At 66.8% G+C, this 22,351-nt stretch carries 20 protein-coding genes; 10 read left to right on the top strand and 10 right to left on the bottom strand.

From position 1 onward, the window contains the following. Window positions 1-77: 77 nt before the first annotated feature. Window positions 78-533 (bottom strand): VOC family protein, encoded by a 456-nt coding sequence (locus EV646_RS01070; protein ID WP_422386682.1) that lies wholly within the window; start codon window positions 531-533, stop codon window positions 78-80. A gap of 57 nt (window positions 534-590) precedes the next feature. Here EV646_RS01070 and EV646_RS01075 point away from each other — a divergent pair, with 57 nt between their 5' ends. Together EV646_RS01075 and EV646_RS01080 are read left to right on the top strand one after the other, a co-directional pair. After that, window positions 591-1,451, top strand: coding sequence for a prolyl oligopeptidase family serine peptidase (locus tag EV646_RS01075; protein WP_132142961.1), 861 nt, complete (start codon window positions 591-593; stop codon window positions 1,449-1,451). Between the two features lie 61 nt (window positions 1,452-1,512). Beyond that, on the top strand, window positions 1,513-2,382 hold the full coding sequence (locus tag EV646_RS01080) for a helix-turn-helix domain-containing protein (protein WP_132142963.1): 870 nt from the start codon (window positions 1,513-1,515) through the stop codon (window positions 2,380-2,382). 47 nt (window positions 2,383-2,429) lie between these two features. On the opposite strand, the gene ctaD is transcribed toward EV646_RS01080, so the two are convergent. Both ctaD and EV646_RS01090 read right to left on the bottom strand, forming a co-directional pair. After that, window positions 2,430-4,193, bottom strand: a complete 1,764-nt coding sequence (gene ctaD / locus EV646_RS01085) for an aa3-type cytochrome oxidase subunit I (protein WP_132142965.1) — start codon at window positions 4,191-4,193, stop codon at window positions 2,430-2,432. Window positions 4,194-4,304: 111 nt separating this feature from the next. Continuing rightward, the gene (locus tag EV646_RS01090; protein WP_241995114.1) at window positions 4,305-6,344 is read right to left on the bottom strand and encodes a DUF1906 domain-containing protein; all 2,040 of its coding nucleotides are present in this window, start codon (window positions 6,342-6,344) and stop codon (window positions 4,305-4,307) included. Between the two features lie 213 nt (window positions 6,345-6,557). On the opposite strand from EV646_RS01090, the gene EV646_RS01095 reads away from it, so the two are divergent. Next, window positions 6,558-7,130 carry a TetR/AcrR family transcriptional regulator gene (locus EV646_RS01095; RefSeq protein WP_132142967.1) on the top strand — a complete coding sequence of 191 codons (573 nt, stop codon included), beginning with the start codon at window positions 6,558-6,560 and terminating at the stop codon, window positions 7,128-7,130. A 67-nt stretch (window positions 7,131-7,197) separates the two neighbouring features. Next, window positions 7,198-8,388 carry a Cmx/CmrA family chloramphenicol efflux MFS transporter gene (locus tag EV646_RS01100; RefSeq protein ID WP_132142969.1) on the top strand — a complete coding sequence of 397 codons (1,191 nt, stop codon included), beginning with the start codon at window positions 7,198-7,200 and terminating at the stop codon, window positions 8,386-8,388. On the opposite strand, the gene EV646_RS01105 is transcribed toward EV646_RS01100, so the two are convergent. From EV646_RS01105 to EV646_RS01115, 3 genes are all read right to left on the bottom strand, one after another. Continuing rightward, window positions 8,346-9,146, bottom strand: coding sequence for a TIGR02569 family protein (locus EV646_RS01105; protein WP_241995116.1), 801 nt, complete (start codon window positions 9,144-9,146; stop codon window positions 8,346-8,348). The two genes, EV646_RS01100 and EV646_RS01105, sit on opposite strands and share 43 nt — an antisense overlap. 719 nt (window positions 9,147-9,865) lie before the next feature. Next, window positions 9,866-11,284 carry an N-acetylglucosamine/diacetylchitobiose ABC transporter substrate-binding protein gene (gene ngcE, locus EV646_RS01110; protein ID WP_132142970.1) on the bottom strand — a complete coding sequence of 473 codons (1,419 nt, stop codon included), beginning with the start codon at window positions 11,282-11,284 and terminating at the stop codon, window positions 9,866-9,868. Between the two features lie 58 nt (window positions 11,285-11,342). Next, window positions 11,343-12,530 (bottom strand): MFS transporter, encoded by a 1,188-nt coding sequence (locus tag EV646_RS01115; RefSeq protein WP_158290876.1) that lies wholly within the window; start codon window positions 12,528-12,530, stop codon window positions 11,343-11,345. Between the two features lie 131 nt (window positions 12,531-12,661). On the opposite strand from EV646_RS01115, the gene lexA reads away from it, so the two are divergent. From lexA to EV646_RS01135, 4 genes are all read left to right on the top strand, one after another. Beyond that, window positions 12,662-13,315, top strand: coding sequence for a transcriptional repressor LexA (gene lexA, locus EV646_RS01120; RefSeq protein ID WP_132142974.1), 654 nt, complete (start codon window positions 12,662-12,664; stop codon window positions 13,313-13,315). A gap of 131 nt (window positions 13,316-13,446) precedes the next feature. After that, window positions 13,447-15,447: an APC family permease gene (locus EV646_RS01125; protein ID WP_199236735.1), complete on the top strand. Its 2,001-nt coding sequence runs from the start codon at window positions 13,447-13,449 to the stop codon at window positions 15,445-15,447. A 5-nt stretch (window positions 15,448-15,452) separates the two neighbouring features. Continuing rightward, entirely contained in the window at window positions 15,453-16,847 is a 1,395-nt protein-coding gene (locus EV646_RS01130; RefSeq protein ID WP_158290877.1) for a sensor histidine kinase, read from the top strand. Then, on the top strand, window positions 16,844-17,518 hold the full coding sequence (locus EV646_RS01135) for a response regulator (RefSeq protein ID WP_132142978.1): 675 nt from the start codon (window positions 16,844-16,846) through the stop codon (window positions 17,516-17,518). Before EV646_RS01130 ends, EV646_RS01135 begins: the two co-directional genes overlap by 4 nt. Here EV646_RS01135 and EV646_RS01140 read toward each other — a convergent pair. After that, window positions 17,481-18,653 carry an acyltransferase family protein gene (locus tag EV646_RS01140; protein ID WP_132142979.1) on the bottom strand — a complete coding sequence of 391 codons (1,173 nt, stop codon included), beginning with the start codon at window positions 18,651-18,653 and terminating at the stop codon, window positions 17,481-17,483. The two genes, EV646_RS01135 and EV646_RS01140, sit on opposite strands and share 38 nt — an antisense overlap. A gap of 148 nt (window positions 18,654-18,801) precedes the next feature. Here EV646_RS01140 and EV646_RS01145 point away from each other — a divergent pair, with 148 nt between their 5' ends. Then, on the top strand, window positions 18,802-19,554 hold the full coding sequence (locus EV646_RS01145; protein ID WP_241995118.1) for a GAF and ANTAR domain-containing protein: 753 nt from the start codon (window positions 18,802-18,804) through the stop codon (window positions 19,552-19,554). A gap of 7 nt (window positions 19,555-19,561) precedes the next feature. Here the strand turns inward: EV646_RS01145 and EV646_RS01150 are convergent, their stop codons facing one another. The 3 genes from EV646_RS01150 to EV646_RS01160 all read right to left on the bottom strand — a co-directional run bounded on the left by EV646_RS01150 (window position 19,562) and on the right by EV646_RS01160 (window position 21,854). Continuing rightward, window positions 19,562-19,747: a hypothetical protein gene (locus EV646_RS01150; RefSeq protein ID WP_132142981.1), complete on the bottom strand. Its 186-nt coding sequence runs from the start codon at window positions 19,745-19,747 to the stop codon at window positions 19,562-19,564. Between the two features lie 110 nt (window positions 19,748-19,857). Further along, window positions 19,858-20,271, bottom strand: a complete 414-nt coding sequence (locus tag EV646_RS01155) for a PRC-barrel domain-containing protein (RefSeq protein ID WP_132142983.1) — start codon at window positions 20,269-20,271, stop codon at window positions 19,858-19,860. Between the two features lie 56 nt (window positions 20,272-20,327). Beyond that, the gene (locus EV646_RS01160; RefSeq protein ID WP_132142985.1) at window positions 20,328-21,854 is read right to left on the bottom strand and encodes an LCP family protein; all 1,527 of its coding nucleotides are present in this window, start codon (window positions 21,852-21,854) and stop codon (window positions 20,328-20,330) included. A gap of 129 nt (window positions 21,855-21,983) precedes the next feature. Between EV646_RS01160 and EV646_RS01165 the strand changes: the two genes are divergently transcribed. Beyond that, window positions 21,984-22,322: an ArsR/SmtB family transcription factor gene (locus EV646_RS01165; protein WP_199236736.1), complete on the top strand. Its 339-nt coding sequence runs from the start codon at window positions 21,984-21,986 to the stop codon at window positions 22,320-22,322. The last annotated feature ends 29 nt before the right edge of the window (window positions 22,323-22,351 follow it).

Raw genomic sequence — 22,351 nt, forward strand, 5'->3', positions numbered from 1 at the left:
CATGGGTCTCACCTCCTCGCGTGGCGTCACGGTCCCGCGGACGCTACCAGCCCGAACGTCATCCCGACCAACCAATTTCAGGGCCGGCGGCCCGCAAGGACGCAGAACTCGTTCCCCTCCGGATCGGCGAGGGTCACCCAGCTCTCATCACCGGTTTGGCCGACGTCAGCGTGCCGAGCACCTAGATCGAGCAGGCGACGGACCTCTTCGTCCTGCTCCCTGTCGGTTGGGTTGACATCGATATGGAGCCTGTTCTTGACGGTCTTGCCCTCCGGCACACGCGCGAAGGTCAACGTCGGCGGCACCGGACCAAGGCGGTTCTTACCTTCAGGCACCAGCGGCGAGCCGATCGTGACAACACCGTCCTCTTCGTCTTGCACGTCGTACTCAAGGACCGAGCACCAGAACCGCGCGAGCCCGTCGGGATCGGCACAGTCGATCGCAAGCTCAGTGAACTTACTGGCCATCTGAGACCTCCCAGCCAAGTAGTGGATTGTAGGCATCTTGAAAACAAGCGCTCTGGAATTCGGCATCGAGGTAGTGCGACGGTTCGGCTTGTCCGATCCTGCCTGAAGAGGAAGCAACGATCGATGTCTGCTGCACGACCATCGTCAAACCTCATCCGTCTGCTGGACATTAGCTATGCCAGTCCTGATGGCGTTGACCTATGCCTCGACGTACTTGGACCGGCGGCAGTACCCACGTCTCCGCTTCCGACCATCGTGCGCATCGATGGCTGCCCAGGCTGGGGACCCGGCGATCGCTCTTCCGCATTGCTGCCGTTTGCGAATCCCGCACTCGCCCAAGCAGGCCTTCTGACCGTCGCCATCTCCGTCCGCCACAGTGGGCAAGCAGTCTTTCCGGCTCAACTGCATGACATCCAAGCCGCCCTGAGATGGCTACGACTCAACCCGCTTGGCCTTCCAATCGATCCTGACCGCATCGGCGTCTGGGGACACTCCGCCGGCGGGCACCTGGCGGCCATGGCCGGCTTGAACCCGGTTGGCGCGGACCGGAGCCCGCTTCCCGGCGCACCCCGAGATGACGTCCAGGCGGTCGTCACCATCAGTGGGCCAAGCGACCTTGCTCGACCGGGCGGAGCCATGCAGATCGATCGACCCTCCCCCGTCACCGCCTTGGTCGGCGGCGACGCGAGCACCCACCTCGAACAGTTGCGCGCTGCAAGCCCGCTTGCGCACGTCACCGCCGGCGCACCGCCGTTCCTGATCATCCACGGCACCGCAGACGAAACCGTCCCATACGAGCAGGCCGAACGACTCCATCACGCACTGCTGTCGGTGGGGGCAGACACTCGGCTGCTTCCGATCGCCGGCGGACATCACAACCTTCGCGATCCGCACGCGCGCTACGAGGGGCAGGTCTGGTACGACGTCGCACGTGAAGCCGCACGCTTCTTCCAACGCCGTCTCCTACGGCGCGAGGCCGACTGACTACTTCATAGAACACTCCTTGGACTAGAACATATGTTCGATAGTGATGTAGGCTTGGGGCATGGCGGGGCGTGGTGAGGTTGGGCCGACGGCGCTGCGGATGATGCTGGGGAGTCACCTGCGGCGGCTGCGCGAGCGGGCGGGGGTGAGCCGGTCGGATGCCGGGTGGGCGATCCGGGCGTCGGAGTCGAAGATCAGCCGGCTCGAGCTCGGTCGGGTCGGCTTCAAGGTCCGCGACGTCGAGGACCTGCTCAGCCTGTACGGCGTAACCGACGTACGCGAGCGAGAGCGTTTGGTGCAACTGGCCCAGGAGGCGAACAACCGCGGCTGGTGGCATCGGTACGGCGATGTCACGCCTGACTGGTTCGACGCGTACCTCGGGCTGGAGGCTGCGGCTGAGCTGATCCGGACCTATGAGATCCAGTTCGTGCCAGGGTTGTTGCAGACGGCGGATTACGCGCGGGCGGTGGCGCGTCTGACGCCGGGCGGCCGAGCTGACGAAGAGGTGGAACGCGTCGTCGCGCTCCGGACGCGGCGGCAGCAGGCTCTCGATCGCGAACCACCATTGAAGTTGTGGGCCGTCATCGAGGAGTCAGTCCTGCTTCGGCCGATCGGTGGTCCGGAGGTTCTCCGCGACCAGGTCGACGCTCTGCGGCAGGCGATCGAGCGGCCGAACATCACCTTGCAGATCATCCCCGTCGGCGGCCCCGGCCACGTTGCCACCGGCGGCGCGTTCACCATCCTCCGCTTCCCCCAGCGCGACCTCCCCGACGTCGTCTATCTGGAGCACCTCACCAGTGCCCTCTACCTCGACAAACGCGACGACGTCGAGACCTACACCCAAACCCTCGACATCCTCGCCTCCACCGGTCCCCCACCCCACACCGCCCACCACCAACTAACCGCCCTCCTCAACCAACTGACCCGCTGAACCGCCCCGCGGCCAGACTCGCGCGCTCGGCAGGTTCACCTGACGGGTCAGGTGTCGGGGTCGGCTTGGGATTTGAGGTGTTCTACGCGGCCTTGGTCTTCGGGAGCGTCGAGGAGGTTGTCGGCCGGCGCTTGGTTGTCCGGGTATTCGGTGAGGGCTATGGAGGCGTGGTGGAAGTCGAAGGCTGGGCTTTCGGAGCGGATGCGAGGGAGGCTGGTGAAGTTGTGGCGTGGTGGAGGTGAGCTGGTCGCCCACTCCAGCGACCGGCCCCAGCCCCAGGGGTCGTCGACGCCGACGCGTGGTGAGCGGCGGGACTTGTAGACGTTGTAGAGGAACGGCAACGTCGAGATCCCCAGCAGCATCGCGCCGACCGTCGACACCTGGTGCAGCGTGGTGAAGCCCTCATTCGCCCCATAGCGCGCGTACCGCCGCGGCATCCCCTCGACGCCCAGCCAGTGCTGCACCAGGAACGTCGTGTGGAAGCCGAGGAACAGCAGCCAGAAGTGCAGCTTCCCCAGCTTCTCGTCGAGCATCCGGCCGGTCATCTTCGGCCACCAGAAATAGAACCCGGCGAACATCGCGAACACGACCGTGCCGAACACGACGTAGTGGAAGTGCGCAACGACGAAGTACGTGTCGTTCAGCTGGTAGTCCAGCGCCGGCGACGCCAGGATGATCCCGGTCAGACCACCGAACAGGAACGTCACCAGGAAGCCGACGCTCCACAGCATCGGCGTATCCATCGACACCGAGCCGCCCCAGATCGTGCCTATCCAGTTGAAGAACTTCACCCCGGTCGGTACCGCGATCAGGAACGTCATGAACGAGAAGAACGGCAGACTGACCGCGCCGGTGGTGAACATGTGGTGCGCCCACACCGCGATCGACAGTGCCCCGATCGCGAGGGTCGCCGCGACCAGACCGTAGTACCCGAAGATCGGCTTGCGGCTGAAGACCGGCAGGATCTCGGTGATGATGCCGAAGAACGGCAGCGCGATGATGTAGACCTCGGGATGCCCGAAGAACCAGAACAGGTGCTGCCACAACAGCGCACCACCGTTGCTCGGGTGGAAGACCTGTGCACCGAGGTGCCGGTCGGCCTCCAGCATCAGCAGCGAAGCCGCCAGGATCGGGAACGCGATCAGCACCAGGATCGACGTGACCAGGATGTTCCAGCAGAAGATCGGCAGCCGGAACATCGTCATCCCGGGCGCGCGCATGGTGATGATCGTGGTGACGAAGTTGACGCCGCCGAGGATGGTTCCGGTACCGGACATCCACAGGCCCATGATCCACAGATCGGCGCCGACGCCGGGTGAATGCTGAGCCGTCGACAGCGGCGCGTACCCGGTCCAGCCGAAGTCCGCCGCGCCGCCCGGGGTGAAGAACGCCGCCAGCGTCAGCAGCCCGCCGAACAGGAACATCCAGTAACTCAGCATGTTCAGCCGCGGGAACGCGACGTCCGGCGAGCCGATCTGCACCGGCATGATCACGTTCGCGAAGCCGACGAACAGCGGCGTCGCGAACAGCAGCAGCATGATCGTGCCGTGCATGGTGAAGAGCTGGTTGTACACCTCTTCGTTCACGATCTGCAGTTGCGGTTCGGCGAGCTCGGCGCGGATGAGCAACGCCATCACGCCGCCGATCAGGAAGAAGACGAACGAGGTGATCAGGTACAGATTGCCGATCACCTTGTGGTCGGTGGTCGACAGCAGGCGCCCGATCACCTGCCCCAGCGGCCGCCGTACGGTGACGACGACCGCTGGTCCAGTGCGTTCGGTAATGCTGGTGCGTTCGCTGACGCTCGCCATGCCGCCCTCCCGTGGACGCGACTCGAGCGGAGTTCTTTCTTCGATTACACACCCGAGCGCGCCATGGGGACAGTGTTCAGCGACTTACTGCAGAGTCCCTACGAAATTCGTCTAACTGACAGTCAGCACCTTCGTCGGGGTCAGCGTGCCCTGGTGGTCGGCGTCGGCGAGCCAGACCACGCGGTACGAGTACTTGCCGCGCGCCGCCGGTGGCTTGACCGTGAAGGTGTACTTACCGTTCGACGCCACCTTGGCCGTCGCGACCCCACCCCAGGCCGTCCCGGTCCACCGCTGCAGGTAAATGCTCGTTCCCGCGTGCGGCGGGTTGAGGTAGCCGTAGAACACCGAGGTCGCACCGAGCTTGATCGTCGCCGGACTCAAGTACGCCGAGATCGTCGGCTTCACCTGGACCAGGTACGACGGACTCCGCGTGCCCAGCAACCCGGTCGAACCGTTGTAGCCCCACGTGTAGTACGTCGAAACGGTCGGCTTCTGCACCGAACTGACCGCGCCGCTCGTGTTGGTCGTCAGCGGGCCCACATAGGACCAGGTCGAAACGTTCTTGGCCCGCTTGTACAGGTAGACCGGTACGCCGGTCAGCTTGGCACCGGAGTCGATCCGCGTGAACGTCGAACTCAGGGTGACTGACCCGCCGTAGACGAGTGACGACGTACTCGCGGTCATCGTCGACTTCGTGCCGATCAGACGCGTGGTGACGCCCGGGCCGATCTTTCCGGTGCTGTCCTTCACCCACGCCTGGTAGGCATAACTGGACGAGTTCGCCAGGCCTGTCTGGGTGTAGGTGGTGCCGGTGCCCGCGTAGACCGCCGTACCGTATTTCGGCAGCGACGGGGCCGCGTTGCCCGAGGCGCCGCGGACGAGGATCTGGCCGAGCGTGGTGCCGGCCGGGTTCGTCCACTTCAGCGTGGCGCGGTTCACGCCACCGGTGACGCCGAAACCGGTGACCGGCGGTGGCGGCGGGGTCAGGTCGGCCCAGTTCTTGTCGATGTTGAGGCTCACACCGCCGTGCGTCTCGTTGACGTTGCCGGCGTACTGATGCACTCGCTGGTGGTTGGTCCAGTTGGTGCTCGAGATGTACTTGTCGTCGGTCACGTCCGCGACATTGTTCCAGCGGGCGAACCACAGGTTGTCGGGATGCGTGTACGACGTACTGCCGTAGGCGCTGTTCAGGTCGACGCCACCAGAGGCGGCCCCGACGTACGTACCGCCGAGGTAGCCGCGGGCATTGAGTTCCTGGGTCCAGCCGGTCAGGTAGGACAGCACAGCAGCCTTGCACGCAGCGGTGGAGGCGTAGGCCTCGATATCGCTGTAGATCGCGCTGCGCTGGGCGAAGCCGAGTGCCTGCGCGGCGGTCACGGCGTTGCCGGCCGCCGTCTTGCCTTGCGCGTAAGCGGTCGCCGGCACGGTCGACATCTTGCTGCTCAGGTTGCTGCACGGTGCCTGCAGGCCGACGTCGATCAGCAGGAACTGCCAGCCCTTGCCCGCGTTCGTGGACACCCAGTCCGCGGTCAGGTTCGGCTGGGCACACGCCCGCAGACCGCCGCTGATGTAGATGCCGAGAGCCTGGTAGTCGGGCAGCCAGGCATCCATCGTGGACTGCGGCGGCGCGGTGCAGGCATCGAATGCGCCACCCGTGAACTTGCCCGTGGCAACGATCGAGGGTGTGACCGCAGCGGGCTCGACAACCTGTGTGGATGCGGTCTTCGAAGTGACGCGGCCGGTGGCGAGCAGCTCGGTCGCCTCCTGCTCGTCGCCGGGTGCGTAGTACGCCGTCGCCAGTACGCCGGCATCCTTGACCGTACGGCGCATCAGGCCCGGCGCGGATGGTGTTGCCTTGGTCAACGGCTCCAGGACGATGCCCTCACTGCGGCCGACCGCGTGGGCCGGGCAGTCGGCCTGGGCGGTACTGCGGCCGAGGTACACGGCCGGCTGGTCGAGACGAACACACGTAGACGGGTTCTTGGCCAGGTCGATGACCGGCCAACTCGCCGGAACGGTGACCTGATAGCCGCGGTACGAGACCTTCTGGGTCTGCTCTGCGGCGGCCGGGCGAGTGATGGTCACCACGGCGGCCACTCCGGCGACCAATCCGAGGGCAAGGGCGATCACCCCGGGGCGGTACAGCCTCACTGAAGCTCCTCACGTTCAACGGACACGGCTGGTCCGGGGAGCGATCCCCCCAGCCCCAACCCCTCACGGATCCCCAGTCAAGGCGAGTGCCCGCGGCTCTGTCGAAGAGCTTCCGGCACTCGCCTTGATGCCCGGATGCTATCGACCCTGGTCACGCTCTCATCCGGAGGGCCGTTTTGGATCAAGCAGTCCATAACGTGCTACGGTGTCCGCATGGCCAGACCCCGGACCTTCTACGAGGATCACGCCGTCGCCGCGGCGATGAACCTGTTCTGGACGCACGGCTACGAGGGCACGTCGACGCAGGACCTCTGCGAGGCGACCGGGCTCGGCCGAAGCAGCATCTACAACACGTTCAGCAGCAAGCGCGACCTGTTCGATCGGGCGCTCCGGCAGTACATGGAGACCAAGACCGCGGCCCAGCTCGACCTGATTCAGAGCGAGCTGCCGATCCGGGAGCGCGTCCGGCGCATCCTCTGGGACGCCGTCGAGCCGGATCCCGCCGAACCGTTGGGCTGCCTGGTCGTGAACTCGCTGGTCGAACTGGCTCCGCATGACCGCGAGGTCGCCGACGCGCTCGACCGCGACCATGCCGTGAAGATCGCGGCACTGACGACCGCCTTCCGGGCCGCGCAGGCCTCCGGTGAGATCGACGCCGGCCACGACCCGGCCGCGCTCGCCGACTACGTGTACGTCGTACTCAGCGGGCTGCGGGTGTCGGCCCGCGGCGGGGCGAGCCGGGCGGCACAGGAAGCAGTCGTGACCGCGGCGCTGCGCACTTTCTGACCGCAGCAGTTGCCGGCAGATCTTTCCCCGCGTTTTGCACTGATTGATCCAATATGAGAGGAATCCGATGCCGCTCGCTGTCTATGTGCTCGGCCTGGCGATCTTCGCCCAGGGAACGTCCGAACTGATGCTGGCCGGTCTGCTCCCCGAGGTGGCCGGCGACCTGAACGTTTCGATCCCAGCCGCCGGTCTGCTCATCTCCGCGTTCGCGGTCGGCATGCTCATCGGCGCGCCGATCCTGGCCGTCCTCACTTTGCGATGGTCCCGCCGAGCCGCGTTGCTGTCCTTCCTTGCCGTCTTCGTGCTCACCCACGTCGCTGGCGCACTGACGCCCGGCTACGGCGTGCTCGTCGCGACGCGCGTCGTGGGCGCATTCGTGTACGCCGGTTTCTGGGCGGTCGCTGCGGTCGCAGCCGTCAACCTCAGCGGACCGCAGGCCCGCGGCAAGGCGATGAGCATCGTCGCCGGGGGCCTCACCGTCGCCACCATCGTCGGCCTCCCAGCCGGCACGGTCATCGGTCAGCACCTCGGCTGGCGGGCCGCCTTCTGGGCTGTCGCCGGATTGTCGACAATCGCGATGCTGCTGATCGTGGCAACCATCCCCGGTGGCCGATCCGACAGCACCCCAGAGCTCCGCCGGGAACTGCAGACCATGCGCAACCCCGACCTCTGGATCGCCTACGCCACCACGGCTGTCTCTACAGGCGCGATCCTCGTGGTCTTCAGCTACCTCGCTCCCCTGCTCACCGACACCACCGGGCTGTCCGCGGACTGGGTCCCGCTCGTCCTCGCCCTGTACGGCGTTGGCGCGCTGGCCGGCATCACCATCGGCGGCCGCACCGCCGACAGCCGGCCCTTCACCACCCTGCGCATCGCCACCATCGGGCTGATCGCGGCAGCCGTCGTACTCGCGCTGTGGACCAGCACCGCATGGGTCGCCGTGGCGGCGATCGCGCTCTTCGGTGGGTTCGGCTTTGCCAACAATCCTGCTGTCAACACTCGGGTCTTCGCCGTTGCGGGCGAGGCGCCGACGCTCGCGGCAGCGTTCAACATCTCGGCGTTCAACGTGGGCATCACTGTCGGACCCTGGCTGGGCGGTCTGGCCATCGACGCCGGGGCGGGCTATCCGTCGGTCGCCTGGATTGGGGCCGCGCTCGGGGTGCTTGCCCTGGTCACGATCGTGGTCGCCGAGGCGCGGAGCAGGATTGTCGACAATCAGCGTGTAAACGAGATGGCGAGTTCGATGACCGGGCGATAGAGCTCGAGGCGGTCGGTGGTCCAGGCATCTGGCCCGCCGGCCGCGTCGTCTGTGGTGATGCGGTAGATCAGCGCACGCACCAGCATCTGACCCCACTCGGGCAGGTGCGACCATCGAGCTGCCAGGTCCGGCGAGGCGTCGTACCAGCAGAGCGCGTCGGCGACCGCAACAGCCGCGGCCCAGGACGGCGGTCGCCAGTACACCGGCCAGTCGATGATCGCGGGCGGCAGCCCATCGGCGAACATGACGTTGCCGGGGAGGTCGCCGTGCACCACCTGCGCTCTCAGCTCAACCGGACGCCGGGCTTCAACCAGCCCCGCCACAAGTTGCTCGTACGACGGGCTTCCCGCGACCGGGAGCTCCTCCCAGGCGACGCGATCGCCGTACGACCACGGGTCGTCGCGGCGGTCCAGAAACTCCGGCCGAGGCAGCGAAGCGACGGCTTCATGAAACGCGAGGCCTGCCCGCAGTACGTCGTCCTGCCGCCGAACGTCAGTCTGTCCAGCCAGGAACTCGGTCGCCTCCCAGCCGTCGACCACCCAGGCACCATCACGGCTACGGACCGGACGGGCGACCCTGAACGCCGAGGACGAAGGCAAGTTCGTGAGCACCTCCGCCCGCCACGCCGCCTCAACCTCGAAGCCAGCCGGCTTCAGCACCAGCTCCCCAGCCCGCCACGTCTCCCCTTGGCCGCCGGGCATCAACACAGGCTCTTCCTGTGCCCCGAACGCCTCCAGCACCAACCCATCCGGCTTCATCCGCCCGATCGTAGAAGCTCCCGCACGCCCACATCCAACGAAATACCACGAGCCGCAGCCACGATGCTGCGAGCCGAGGTCGGCGGGCGGTCGGCGGCATTAAGTGCCCTGCGCAACCAATCCCACCTTGGCCTACTCCGTCCCAATGTGCAGCCGCAACTTTTCCTCGAAGACCGGCCACACGGCCGGCCGGTCTTCGGATGCCGAGGCAACTAGTACCGCGTCCAGAAACCTTGGGATCGTGGGCCCGGTCGCGCCAGCCGACCTGCCCGACCCACCACCCACCCGCCGCGGCCCATTTCATGGGTGGACGTCCGACCAGCCAAATGCGGCGCTCCTGCCAGGGCACCCCGGCAACCGGCGTCGACTGGGGAGTCTGACCTGTCGATTCAGGTGGGTAGCGCTCCCCAACCCGCTCAACGGCCTGTTCGGCCGCCACGGCGGCAGCGATTCCGGGCACCTGCCGGCGCATCTGCGGCCGGGTTGACCGAAAGGCCACCCACACATCGAGCAGGAGAGCCCCAGATGCGAGGGTGGCCGATCGAGGCGTACGGCGGACGCTGACTGCGGTGCTGTCGAGAGTGATGTCGAGCGTAGGCAGTGTGCCGAGTGTGCTCGCGTGTGTTGGCACCATGCCATCGCTGAACGTTTGACGGCCGCACAGTTCTTTCAGTCGATGGCAGCGGCCCGACACGACCCCAACGTTCCTTGACGCGGCGCTAGCTGCGGGTTTGCTTCTTTGTGCCGGGGTCCTTCGCGGTGTCGTCGGCGAGTTTTTGCATGCGGGTTTGGAACTCGTCGGCGTTGATGCGGGCGGCAGCGAGTTCGGCGAAGATGCTGCGGCTCGGCTTGTCCATCGTCGAGTACCAGCTGGCCCAGTACGACGTCCAGTTGTTCGTGCCGCCGGACTTGATCAGTCCGTCGGACGACGCGGCGCCCGGGCTCAGCGTCACGCCCTCGGTCGCACCCTTCACGACGGTCGGCGAGCCGGTGAGCTGAGTGAACTTGCCGGCTGCCTCCTTCGACAGCATGATCCGCAGGTACTCCAGACCGCCGGCCTTGTTCTTCGCCTTCGCCGGGACGATGAAGTTCTCACCGGCGTAGATGCGCGTGCAGTCGACCGGCAGCTTGGCGCCGTCGAGCAGCGGCGTGAAGGTCGCCGTGGTGACGAAGTCCTTCGGCGCGACGGTCTTCTGCTCGTTCTCGAGCCACGAACCCGAGGGGATGAAGGCGGCCTTGCCCTGGTTCCAGGCCGTCTGCGACTGGATGTGATCCAGCCCCTCGGTGCCCTGCATGATGTAGCCCTTGCCCTTGAGCTCGAGCAGCGCCTCGGCGGCCAGCTTGATCGACTCGTGCTTCCACGCGTTCGGCTCCAGCGAGTCGATCGCCTTGATCAGGTCGGGGCCGGCGTGCTTCACCGCCATGTCCATGACGACCGAACCGATGTAGTTGCCGTGCTTGCCCTGATGGGCCAGCGGCGCGATACCGGCCTTCTTGATCTCCTCGCACAGCGCCAGGAACTCGGTCCAGGTCTTGGCCGGCGCCCAGCCCTTCTCGTCGAAAAGCTTCTTGTTGTACCAAATTGCGTACACGGTCAGGACGTACTCGAGGACCTGCGGCTTCCCGTCCAGCATGGCCGCTTCGAGCGCGATCGGCTCGAGCGTGTCGCGTACCTTCGTGTTCGGGTCGTCGATCGACCCGGCATCGAACAGCTCGGTCAGGTCGGCCAGCTGGCCTGCGCTGGCCAGCGTCGACATCGGCAGCAGCGAAGCGCCGGAGTTGTCGATCACGTCCGGCGGGTTCCCGCCGTTGAACCGCGGCTGCAGCTGCGGGGTGATGTCGGTGATGCCGGCGTGCTTGATCGTCGCGCCGGCGAACTTCTTCTTGTAGAGGTCCTCGTGGGCCTTGGCGTAGTCGTCGCCGTACCCGCCCTTGAAGATGACCACGTCGAGCGGGTCGGATTCCTTCACCCCGAACGGGTTCTCCGCCGTCTTCTCGGCGCCGCCGCCACCGCCGGAGCTGCCCTCGTCGCTGCCGCCGCTGGCACAGGCCGAGAGCAGCGTGCTGCCGCCGGTCGCCAGCAGAGTGCCAACGGCAGCGCGCTGCAGGAACAGCCGCCGCGAGAGGTTGTTCGTCATGGGTCCCGCCCTTTCAAGGCAACAAATCACGTCCGCGACACGTAGGGAAGAATTTTTCCTACCGCTCCCCCGAAGTCAAGGGCGTTTCGGAAACTTCCGAAACTGCTGACCTGACGGACATCAACCGGCTGTTGGCCGCCACGACGAGCAACAACGGCACCAGCCCCGCGAACGTCCAGACCAGCCCGACCGCACCCGCGAAGGAGCCGACCACTGCCGGCCCGATCAGAATCCCGGCGTAGGTGAACGTCGTCAGCCGCGACACCGCGGCCGCGGCAGCATCCCCGCCGACTCGCCCAACCGCACTGAAGACGAGCGGCATCAGCACCGACCCACCGAGCCCGACCAGCGCGAATCCCCCGATCGAAACCAGCCACAGCGGTACGGCGATGACGACGACCAGCCCGCTGATCGAAATGACGGCTCCAGCCCGGAACACGACGTGAGCGCCGTACCGCGACGTGAGCCGGTCACCGACCAAGCGACCCACGGTCTGGAATGCGGTGTACGCCGTAAAGGCAAGTCCCGCTGTGGCCAGCCCGGCCCCGCGCGACTCGTGCAGCAGCACTCCGCTCCAGCTGATCACGGCCGCCTCCCCGATCATCACCACGAAGCCCATCGCCCCGAAGATCAACACCGGCCGAGTCCAGCCTGTCGTCCACGCCCGCTTGCCGCTCGTCGCCGTACGAGCGCGATCGGCCGAGGACGGGAGCAGGCCGTGAGTCGCGCAGAATCCAGCGATGAGCAGGGCGATTCCGGCGTACAGGAAGTGGGTGCCGAGGCCGACGCCGGCGCGGGTGACGGCGGCGCCGACGAGTGAGGCGAGGACGGCGCTGATGCTCCAGGCGGCGTGGCATCCGTTCATGATCGGCGCGCCGCGCGACCGCTCGACAGCGACCGCGTGCGCGTTCATCGAGACGTCGACGGCACCATGCACCAAGCCCATCAACACCAGCGCGATGCTGAGTTGTACGACGCCTCGAGCGTGCCCGACCGCGATCAGCAGCAGCGGTAGCAAGGCCAGCGCGATTCGGATCAACTGCCGGCTGCCGAATCTGGCGACGAGCCCGCCGACGAACTGCATCGACACCAGCGCCGCCGCGCCGAACACCGTGAGGACGACCCCCAGGGCGCTCTCGCTCAGCTGATATTCCACCTTCAGTGACGGGATGCGGGAGATGTAGCTCGACACCAGACACCCGTTCACGAAGAAGACCGCGGTCACCGACCAACGCGCCTTGTTCATCTGAACCTCCCTCACCGGGGCGCGCCCGCTGCGGCGCCCACGGGACGGACGTCGGAGCGGCCGGCGGGATGTTGCCAGTTCGGCGCGGGTCGGTCTGCGATCGGGAGGCGGAATCGCCATAGGATTCCGCGGTGACTGATCTGGAGTTGTTCGGGGACCTGGACGCGGCGGCGCTGCCGGAGCGGCAACAGCGAATCCTGGTGGTGATCCGGGATTGGGTGGTGCGGTACGGCTACCCGCCGAGCAGCCGGCAGATCGGTGAAGCGGTCGGACTGCGCTCCTCGTCGTCGGTGTCGAAGCACCTGGCGAGCCTGGAGGAGAAGGGCTTTCTGCGCCGGAGCCCGTCGGTCTCGCGGCCGATCGACGTACGGATGTTCCTGCAGGACTCCCCGGCGCGCGAGTCAGGCGACGATTCCGTGGCGGTCGCTGTCGTCGGTGACATTGCCGCCGGTACGCCGATCGCGGCCGTGGAGCACGTGGACGACGTACTGCAGCTGCCGCGCGGGCTGACCGGGCGCGGGAACGTCTTCGGCCTGCGAGTGCGTGGCGAGTCGATGATCGACGCGGCCATCTGCGACGGCGACATCGTCGTCGTCCGGCAGCAGTCCGAGGCGTACTCGGGTCAGATCGTCGCCGCGATGATCGACGACGAAGCCACCGTGAAGGTCTACCGCCGCCGCAACGGCCACGTGTACCTGGAGCCGCGCAACCCGGCGTACGACGTGATCGACGGCGACCGCGCCGTCATCCTCGGCATCGTCGTCTCGGTCCTCCGCAGCGTCTGAGGTCCTCCGCAGGGTCTGAGCATCAAGGGGCGTCATGCGGGCGTCAAGCGGGCGTCAAGATCGCTGCCGGGCGTGTGAGAGACGCATCAAGATCGCCACCGAGTCCTGCGAGTTTCAGGTGAGCTTGTCGCGTGAGCCGGATCCTTCAGTTGCCCAAGCGCATCCTGGTGGGTCGCCCGATCCGCAGTGAGCTGATCAGCGACCACCTTCTGCCCAAGAAGCTCGCGTTGCCGGTCTTCTGCAGTGACCCGCTGTCGTCGAACGCCTACGCGACCGAAGAGATCCTGCTGATGCTCAGCCTCGGCGGGATGGCGTTGTTCCACCTGACCTGGTGGGTCGCCGGGGCCGTCATCCTGCTGCTGCTCGTCGTCGTCGCGTCGTACCGGCAGACCTGCCACGCGTATCCGAACGGCGGCGGCGCCTACGCCGTGGCCGGTGCGAACCTGGGCCGGGATGCGTCACTCGTCGCGGCCAGCGCGCTGCTCGTCGACTACGTGCTGACCGTCGCGGTGTCGGTCGCCGCGGGTGTCGCGAACATCGTCGCGGCCTTCCCGGCGCTGGTGCCGCACGCCGTCTCCGTCTCGGTCGGGCTGGTCGTCGTACTGGCGCTGATGAACCTGCGCGGCGTCCGCGAGTCGGGCACCATCTTCGCGATCCCGACGTACGGCTTCGTGATCAGCGTGTTCATCATGATCGCGGTCGGCCTGGCCCGGATGGCCGGTGGTGACACGCCTACCGCCGAATCCGCGTCGTACGGGATCCAGCCGGATCACCACGCCTCCGGGCTGCTGCTGGTCGCCCTCGTCCTTCGCGCCTTTGCCTCTGGATGTACGGCGTTGACCGGCGTCGAGGCGGTGAGCAACGGCGTACCGCATTTCAAGAAGCCCAAGAGCGCGAACGCGGCGAACACGCTGAGCATCATGGGCGGCCTGACCGTCACCATGTTCGCCGGACTCACCGCGCTCGCCTTGGCCACCCACGTGCATGTCGTGGACAACGCGGCCCGGCTGATCGGTGCACCCGAGGGGTACTCGCAGCGGACCGTGATCGCGCAGCTGGGCGCGGCCGTGTTCGGCGGCAACTCGATCTTCTTCTACGTCGTTCAGGTGTTCACCGCGGCGATCCTGGTGCTGGCGGCGAACACCGCGTTCAACGGATTCCCGATCCTCGCGTCGATCCTGGGTGGGGACGGCTATCTGCCGCGGCAGTTGCACCGGCGCGGCGACCGGCTCGTGTTCAGCAACGGCATCGTCATCCTCGCCGCGCTGGCGGGCCTGCTGATCTGGGCCTTCGACGCCAGTACGACGCGATTGATCCAGCTGTACATCATCGGCGTCTTCGTTTCGTTCACGCTCAGCCAGTGGGGCATGGTCCGGCACTGGACAACCCGGCTCGACGGGAGCCCGAGTGGGGCCGCGCGGCGATCGATGCATCGCGCCCGGATCATCAACGGAGTCGGCGCGGTGTTCACCGCGCTCGTGCTGGTCGTCGTACTGATCACGAAGTTCACCCACGGCGCGTACATCGTAGTGATCGCGATGCCGCTGCTGTATCTGCTGATGCGCGGGATCCACCGCCACTACAGCCGGATCGCTCTCGAGACCACGCCGTCGGCCAGCGGGGTGACCTTGCCGGCCCGGATCCACGGCGTCGTACTGGTGTCGAAGCTGCATGAACCAACGCTGCGAGCACTCGCGTTCGCCCGGGCGACCCGCCCGACGACGCTCACCGCGGTGACCGTGCGGCAGAACCCGGAAGAGACCGATGCGCTGGTCCGCGAGTGGGACCTGCGTGGCATCCCGGTGCCGCTCAAGATCCTCAACTCGCCGTACCGCGATATCACTGGCCCGGTGCTTGCCTACGTCAAGGACATCGGGACCAAGAGCCCCCGCGACGTAGTGTGCGTCTTCATTCCCGAGTACGTCGTGGGTCATTGGTGGGAGCAACTACTGCACAACCAGAGCGCGCTGCGGCTGAAGGCACGGTTGCTGTTCCAGCCCGGCGTGATGGTCACCAACGTGCCGTGGCAGATGGGCTCCGCCGGACCCCGGACCGTTGAGGTGAACGCAGTGCCGGTGGAAGCAAGCTTGGACAGGGCTGACGAGCAGCGCACGCCTGTTGTGTCACGCTGAGCAATGTGGAACAGAGCGAGAGTCCAGCGAGAGCTCTGCCTCGCCCGGCGACCGGTCTCTCCCCCGTACGGCGGTCAGCCGGTTTCATCGCCGGGATCGCGGGCTTACCTATCGTCACCGCCATCCTTGTCGGCCTCCGCTCGCAGATCTCACTCGAGAGCGTCCTGCTGCTCTATCTGCTCGCGGTCGTCCTGGTCGCCGTCGTCGGTGGCATCCTGCCCGCCGTGGTGGCGGCGGTTCTGTCGGTGCTGCTCGCGAACTACTTCTTCACCCCGCCGTTCCACACCCTCTTCGTGGAGCAGCGCGACAGCGTGGTCGCGCTGGTCGTGTTCGTGATCGTTGCGCTGACCGTCAGCGTCACCGTCGACCTGGCCGCCCGCCGGCGCGTGGCCGCCGTACGGAGTCGGATCGAAGCGCAGATGCTCGCCGACCTCGCGGGACGGCCGGTGACCGAGAAGTCGCTCGAAGGCGTCCTCGAGCAAGTGCGCGATACCTTCGGGATGACCTCGGTGGCCCTGCTGGTACGACGCGATGAGCACGACGAAATCGGCGCGTTCGTCGGGCCACCACCGCAGGGGCATCCGACCATCACCGCCTCGGCCGGGCCAGGCCTCCGACTGGTTGCCGAAGGCCCCGAACTGTTCGCCGAGGATCGCGGACTGCTGAACCGGCTCGCCACCGCGGCAGGCCGGGCCTGGGATACCCAGCAGCTTGCCGGTGAGGCACGCGGCCTCGCCGAGGTGGACCGCCTGCGTACGGCGCTGCTGGCCGCGGTCGGCCACGACCTTCGCACCCCGCTGGCCGGGATCAAGGCCGCCGTCTCCACGTTGCGGCAACAAGACGTGTCCTGGACGGAGGCCGAACAGGCCGAGCTGTACGAGACCATCGAGGAGTCCGCGGACCGGCTCGACGACCTGATCTCCAACCTGCTCGCGATGAGCCGGCTGCAGGCGGGCGCGTTGTCGGTCCACCTCGTCCCGACGGCCCTCGACGAGGTGGTCGCCCAGGCCCTGATCCATATCCATGCCGATCGGGTGCACGTCGACGTACCCGATGATCTGCCGCTGGCGCTGATCGATGCCGGGCTGCTGGAGCGGGTCATCGCGAATCTGGTCGACAACGCACGCCGCCACGCACCCACTGTTCAGGTGAGCGGATCGTTCGATCCGCCTGGATTGGTGCAGTTGCGTATCGCCGACTCCGGTCCGGGGGTCGCGGCTGAGAACTGGGAGCGGATGTTCGCGCCGTTCCAGCGCCTTGACGACCGTTCGAAGGGCGGCGTCGGCCTCGGGCTCGCGCTGGCCCGCGGCTTCACCGAGGCGATGGGCGGCACCATCACTCCGTCGCAGACACCGGGCGGAGGACTCACCATGACCTTGTCCCTTCCGGTCGCGTCATGACCCGGGTTCTGGTCGTCGATGACGACACTCAGCTGGCGCGAGCGCTCCGGATCAACCTGCGTGCCCGGCAGTACGACGTCGACCTCGCGCCCGACGGCGCGACCGCGCTGACCGTCGCCGCGCGGTTCCCTCCCGACCTGGTGATCCTCGACCTCGGGTTGCCCGACATGGACGGCGTCGAGGTCGTCCATGCTCTGCGCGGCTGGTCGTCGGTGCCGATCCTCGTGCTCTCCGCACGCGGTGCGCAGGCGGAGAAGGTCACCGCGCTCGACGCCGGCGCCGACGACTACGTCACGAAGCCGTTCGGGATGGATGAACTGCTGGCTCGTATCCGCTCCGCCCTTCGCCGGTCCGCTCCGTCTGACACTGATCCAGTCATCCGCACCGAGGCGTTCACCATCGACCTGGCGACGAAGCGGCTGACCACTGACGAAGGCGAGGTCCGGCTGACCCCGACCGAGTGGCACCTGCTGGAGATCCTGGTCCGCAACCCCAACAAACTCGTCAGTCAGCGACACCTGCTGCAGGAGGTCTGGGGACCGGCGTACGAGACCGAGACGAACTACCTGCGCGTCTACATCGCGCAACTGCGGCGCAAGCTCGAGCCTGATCCGTCCCGCCCCCGGCACCTCCTCACCGAACCCGGGATGGGCTACCGCTTCGAGCCTTGACGCCGAACAGCGCCGACACTCCCGGCGTGGCGGACAGCAGCCAGGCCAGCGCCGCGGAAGTGACGAAGGCAGCCGGCATCAGTACGACGTACTTCGCCAGGATGCTCGCGTTCCACTGGACGACGAAGTACGCGATCACGAGGATGATCGGCTGGTGGACGATGAAGAACGGCATCGCCGCTTGGGCGAGCGGTCGGGGCAGCGGCCGCTGGAGCGCGGGAGCGCGCATGCCGAAAGCCAGCGCGGCGACGAGGAAACCCCACACCGCGAAGGTGATCAGCGTGAAGTACCAGATGTATGGCCAGGAGTAGCGCGGGTCGTCCCAGAAGTCTTCGAGGAAGTCCATGATTCCGGTCACCAGGCCGACGAGGAAGAACCCCAGACCGGCGATCAGCCCCGGTACGGCGTTTCGTCGTACCGCTGCGAGCAGCCGGTCGTCCGACATCACCAGGAACCCGACGGCGAAGAAGTCGAAGAAGAAGACGAACTCGCCCCAGCCGTGGTCGGGGCCGGGCGCGCCTTGGAAGATCAGGTGCACGGGCACGAGCGGGACTGCGAGCAGCAGGATCATGCCGCAGGTCTGCCAGCGATCCGCGAGCCAGTCGACCAGCCTTCGGCCGTGCGGGCCGCGCAGCCAGAGGAAGACCGGTAGGCCGAGCAGGGCGAACTGCAACAGGTACACCAGGAACCACAGGTGGTAGGTGTCGCGCAGCCACAGTGGGGCGTCGCCGGCCAAGTCGCTGAAGAAGGTCTTCACGTCACCGAAGAACGAGTTCGTCGAACGGCCCTGGTGGTGTTCCTCGATGAAGTACTGCGGTGGCGACAACAGCACGTACGCGACGACAAGCGGCAGCAGCAAGCGCAGCATCCGCTCTCGGAGGAAGCCCACCGCCGTACGCCAGCGAAGTGCCAGCCACGCGCCGGCGCCGGACAGCATGAAAAAGAACGCCAGCCCCCAGAGGCCGAGGAAGGCAATGCCGATCGAGATGCCCTCGCTGCGTTCGGCGTTCTTCACGTGCCAGTCGCCGTCGTCGAACGGCCGCAGGGTGTGGAACACGAACACCCCGAACACGGCCAGCACCCGCAGCCAGTCCAGGTAGCCCACCCGCTCGGGCGTCTCCCCCAGTTTCGTCATGCGGCCAGAATGGGCCCTCGCGTCGCACCGCACCACCTTGTCGACCGCCGCTGACTTGTCGACCGCCGCTGACAGGTGCTTCTTTTCGGATTTTGAATCAACTGTTTGAAACTTACGCGGCGCTGACCACGGGGTGGATGATGGCGGTGTGGCTCAGCCTGAGGAATCGGATCCTGAGGAATCGGATGCAGTGGCCGCCGCGGTGGACAGCCATCCGGCGGCTGATCACGCGGGCGCGGCCGTCTTCGGCCGGCTGGCGATGGACCTGCATGCCGTCCACGGTGTGGAAGAGACGGTCGAGGCGGTCGTTCAGTTCGCCGTCCATGCGCTTCAGTGCAACTACGCCGGTGTGTTGCTGATCGGCCGCGACCGGCGCCCACAGGTGCTCGCACAGACCGACCCTCGAGTCGCCGCGCTGTACCGGCTGCAGATCGACGCCGACGACGGGCCCCTGATCACCGCGATCCGGCAGGACAGCGTCGTCGTACTCGACGATGTCGACACCCAGACGACGTGGTCGACGGCGTGGGCCGATCGGGTGCGCGCCGCGGGCATCCGGAGCGCGGCTCACCTGCCGTTGCAGGTCGGTGGCCGGACGGTGGCGATTCTCAGCCTCTACAGCGACGTCCCGGATGCGTTCGGCACCGACGAGCTCGCGGTGGCGCACATCCTGGCCCGGCACGCGTCGGTCGCCATCGCGAACGCCCGCCAGCAGGCGTCCCTCGCGCAGGCGATCGACGCCCGCAAGCTGGTCGGGCAGGCGATGGGCATCCTGATGGAGCGCTACGACCTCGACGGCGACCGGGCCTTCGAGGTGCTGAGGCGCTACTCACAGCAGAACAACCGCAAACTCCGGGACGTCGCCCAGGAGTTGATCGACACCCGCCGCCTGCCGCAGTGACCTCTGGTCAGCTCTGTGCGCGGTTCGCGGGGGCCAGTGGGATGCCTTCGGATTCGGCCTTGGCGCGGATCGCGGCTTCGCTGCGTCCGAGCTTCACGATGATCACGCCCGTGGGCGTGTGGCCGGCGGCAAGCTCGCGCAGTTCCCGCACGTCGTCCTCGGTCCAGTCCCGTCCATTGCTCTGACTCGTCATCGGCTCGGCCCCTTCGTCGTGATGGTTGCCCACCGCACCGGTACCCCGGCGTCCCTTTCACAGTACGGCGACGCCGGGGTTGCCGGAAGCAAGCTGTTCGGGCGGGTCGCTCAGCGCCGGAACGGCCCGGGGTAGGTGTAGCCGGGGCCCCAGAACGGCGGATAGTCGTAGTACCCGTAAAGGTCCTCGTAGTAGCGCTTCTCCACCACCATCTCGGGGTCGTATACCGGCCCGCCGGCGACGTGCGTACGCTCCTGCGAGATCTGTACGACGTCGTCGTCGACCTTGATGATCGCGTCGACCGGAACCAGTTGCTTCTTCTCGCCGAGCCCGAGGAACCCACCCGAGCCGACCTCGAGGAACCGCACCCGGCGCTCCTCCTGGTCGATGATCAGCCCCTCGACGTCACCGACCTCGTCACCGTTGCGATCCACGACCTTCCGCCCCCGGACGTCATCGTCCGGGTCGGCCGGCGTCAGATCGGTATCCGTCATCCGCACCAGCGTGTGTGCCGCGTCGTTCATAAAAGTCTCCTTCGTCGCGGTGCACGTCCGGTACCCAGTCCGGACACCGCTGACGCTCAGGACTTCGCGGTGGGGTGATAGGCGCAGGCGTTGTCGAGGTTCTGGGTGGTGGCGGGGGTCTTCTTCGTGGCGGTGCCGGCCGGCTTCTTGGCCGTGGGGGTCGTCGTCTTCGGCGGGTTGATCGCCTGCTGGACGAGTTCGCGCATCGCCGCGTAGTCCGGGTTGCGGCCGTTCGGGAAGTTCTTGTCCTTGTCCAGGTCGACGTTGGAGACGTTCGCCTTCTGCACCTTGAGGCCGAGCGTGATCAAGGCCGGCAGCAGCTCCTGTGGGATGTCGGTGCGAAGCAATTGCTTGCCGGCCGCGGCGATTTGCTTGTACTTCGTCACCAGCGTCGCGGGGTTCGCACTGTTCACCAGCGCGTGGATCGTGCAGCGCTGCCGCTCCTGCCGGGACTGGTCGGTCAGGCCGTAGCGTCCGCGGGCGAACCACAAGGCGTCATGCCCGTTCAGCTTCTGGTTCGGCCCCGGCTGCAGGTAGCTCGACGGCAGCGTCGGTCCGTTGGTCCCCGCACCGACTCCATAGTCGCCGCCGATCGGCACCCTGTAGTTGATGTTCACGGTGATCCCGCCGAGCGCGTTGACGATCTGCTCGAAACCGGCCAGGTTGACCTGCATGTAGTAGTCGATGTCCAGCCCGAGCGCCGCACTTGCCGCCAGCTTCAGTACGTCCGCACCTTCGTTGTCGGTCTGGCCGAGGATCCCCGGATGCGCCTTCGGGATGTTGTCGTACATCGCGTCCAGGTAGTACTCCGGCTCCTCGACATTGACCTTCGACGGGTCCCAGTAGCCGTCCGGATACAGCTTGTACAGTGGCGAATCCTTGGGGAATGGCATCCGCATCCAGTTCCGGCTCAGCGAGATCAGCTTCGTGTCGCCCGTCAAGGTGTCGATACTCGCGACCATGACCGTGTCGGTCCGCGTTCCCTCCCGGCCGACGCCGTCATCGGCGCCGAGCAGCAGGATGTTCAGCCGCGGGATCTTCGCCCACGGATCGTTCTTGTTCACCGCCGGCCGGGTCGCGCTCTTCGAGTCACCCTCGGAAGCGAACACACTCCCGACCAGATCCCGCTGCGCCATCACCGTCTGCGCCGCCACTGTCGTCGGTACGGCGATCCCGAAACACAGCAGCCCCACGAACAACGACGCACCTAACCGTCCGCCGTACGACATCGTCACCGGGCGGATGAGCTTGTGCGAAGCCACCACGACCCAGATCCAGCACAGCCCGAGCAACACGACAACTGCCGTTGCCACCAGCAACCGCCGCGGCGACACCGCCACCGCAAGCACCTCATCACGCTGTGCAAGCCCGAAGTAGGCGCCGACCGCAACCAGCCCGGCACTGATCGTCAGCACCAAGGCGCCGAGCTTCTTCCGGCCGCCCATCACCAGCCCGGATCCGGGCAGCAGCGCACTCAGAAAGGTGAGACCGATCGCCTCGGCGGTCGTCCGGGTCCGGTGACCACGCCTTCTCGCGCGGCTGCCCGCCGTACGCCGGCCGGCTGCACGTCTGCTGCGCGACATCTCTCCCTTTCCTGCCGACCACCTAGGTGTCCCGAGCGTATGACGCGCACTCCGGTCTCCCGGTTGACAGGTGTGGCGGCGGTCACAAGATTTCGCCGTGTATATGCTCAGCTATGCATGGATGCACGGATGAGATCTGAGAACCGCGCTGAGGAGCCGACCGCCGACCAGGTGCGGGTGGCCGTGGACACCTTCCGCCTGCTCGCGGACCAGACCCGCGTGCGCCTGCTCTGGGCACTGGCTGACGGGGATGAGCTCGACGTCGGCACCTTGGCCGAGATCGCCGGCACAACGCAGCCCGCGACGTCCCAGCACCTGGCCAAACTCCGGCTGGCCGGCGCGGTCGACGTACGCAAGGACGGCCGCCGCGCACTGTACTCGATCCGTGGCGTACACCTCCGCCGCGTGATCGCCGAAGGCCTCTTCCACGCCGACCACACCCTCACCGGAGCCCCACCCCACAACTGACGAAACGGTTGCCCGGCGGGAAGGGTCAC

This window comes from Kribbella antiqua (genome assembly GCF_004345665.1).
In the GTDB taxonomy this organism is placed as follows: Bacteria; Actinomycetota; Actinomycetes; order Propionibacteriales; family Kribbellaceae; genus Kribbella; species Kribbella antiqua.

Coding starts and splice junctions, on each gene's coding strand:
- EV646_RS01155 (WP_132142983.1), bottom strand. CDS start 20,271: ATGAACGACGCGGCACACACGCTGGTGCGGATGACGGATACCGATCTG.
- EV646_RS01105 (WP_241995116.1), bottom strand. CDS start 9,146: ATGAAGCCGGATGGGTTGGTGCTGGAGGCGTTCGGGGCACAGGAAGAG.
- ngcE (WP_132142970.1), bottom strand. CDS start 11,284: ATGACGAACAACCTCTCGCGGCGGCTGTTCCTGCAGCGCGCTGCCGTT.
- EV646_RS01115 (WP_158290876.1), bottom strand. CDS start 12,530: ATGAACAAGGCGCGTTGGTCGGTGACCGCGGTCTTCTTCGTGAACGGG.
- EV646_RS01100 (WP_132142969.1), top strand. CDS start 7,198: ATGCCGCTCGCTGTCTATGTGCTCGGCCTGGCGATCTTCGCCCAGGGA.
- EV646_RS01070 (WP_422386682.1), bottom strand. CDS start 533: ATGCCGAATTCCAGAGCGCTTGTTTTCAAGATGCCTACAATCCACTAC.
- EV646_RS01075 (WP_132142961.1), top strand. CDS start 591: ATGTCTGCTGCACGACCATCGTCAAACCTCATCCGTCTGCTGGACATT.
- EV646_RS01095 (WP_132142967.1), top strand. CDS start 6,558: ATGGCCAGACCCCGGACCTTCTACGAGGATCACGCCGTCGCCGCGGCG.
- EV646_RS01160 (WP_132142985.1), bottom strand. CDS start 21,854: ATGTCGCGCAGCAGACGTGCAGCCGGCCGGCGTACGGCGGGCAGCCGC.
- EV646_RS01135 (WP_132142978.1), top strand. CDS start 16,844: ATGACCCGGGTTCTGGTCGTCGATGACGACACTCAGCTGGCGCGAGCG.
- ctaD (WP_132142965.1), bottom strand. CDS start 4,193: ATGGCGAGCGTCAGCGAACGCACCAGCATTACCGAACGCACTGGACCA.
- EV646_RS01140 (WP_132142979.1), bottom strand. CDS start 18,653: ATGACGAAACTGGGGGAGACGCCCGAGCGGGTGGGCTACCTGGACTGG.
- EV646_RS01150 (WP_132142981.1), bottom strand. CDS start 19,747: ATGACGAGTCAGAGCAATGGACGGGACTGGACCGAGGACGACGTGCGG.
- EV646_RS01165 (WP_199236736.1), top strand. CDS start 21,984: ATGAGATCTGAGAACCGCGCTGAGGAGCCGACCGCCGACCAGGTGCGG.
- EV646_RS01080 (WP_132142963.1), top strand. CDS start 1,513: ATGGCGGGGCGTGGTGAGGTTGGGCCGACGGCGCTGCGGATGATGCTG.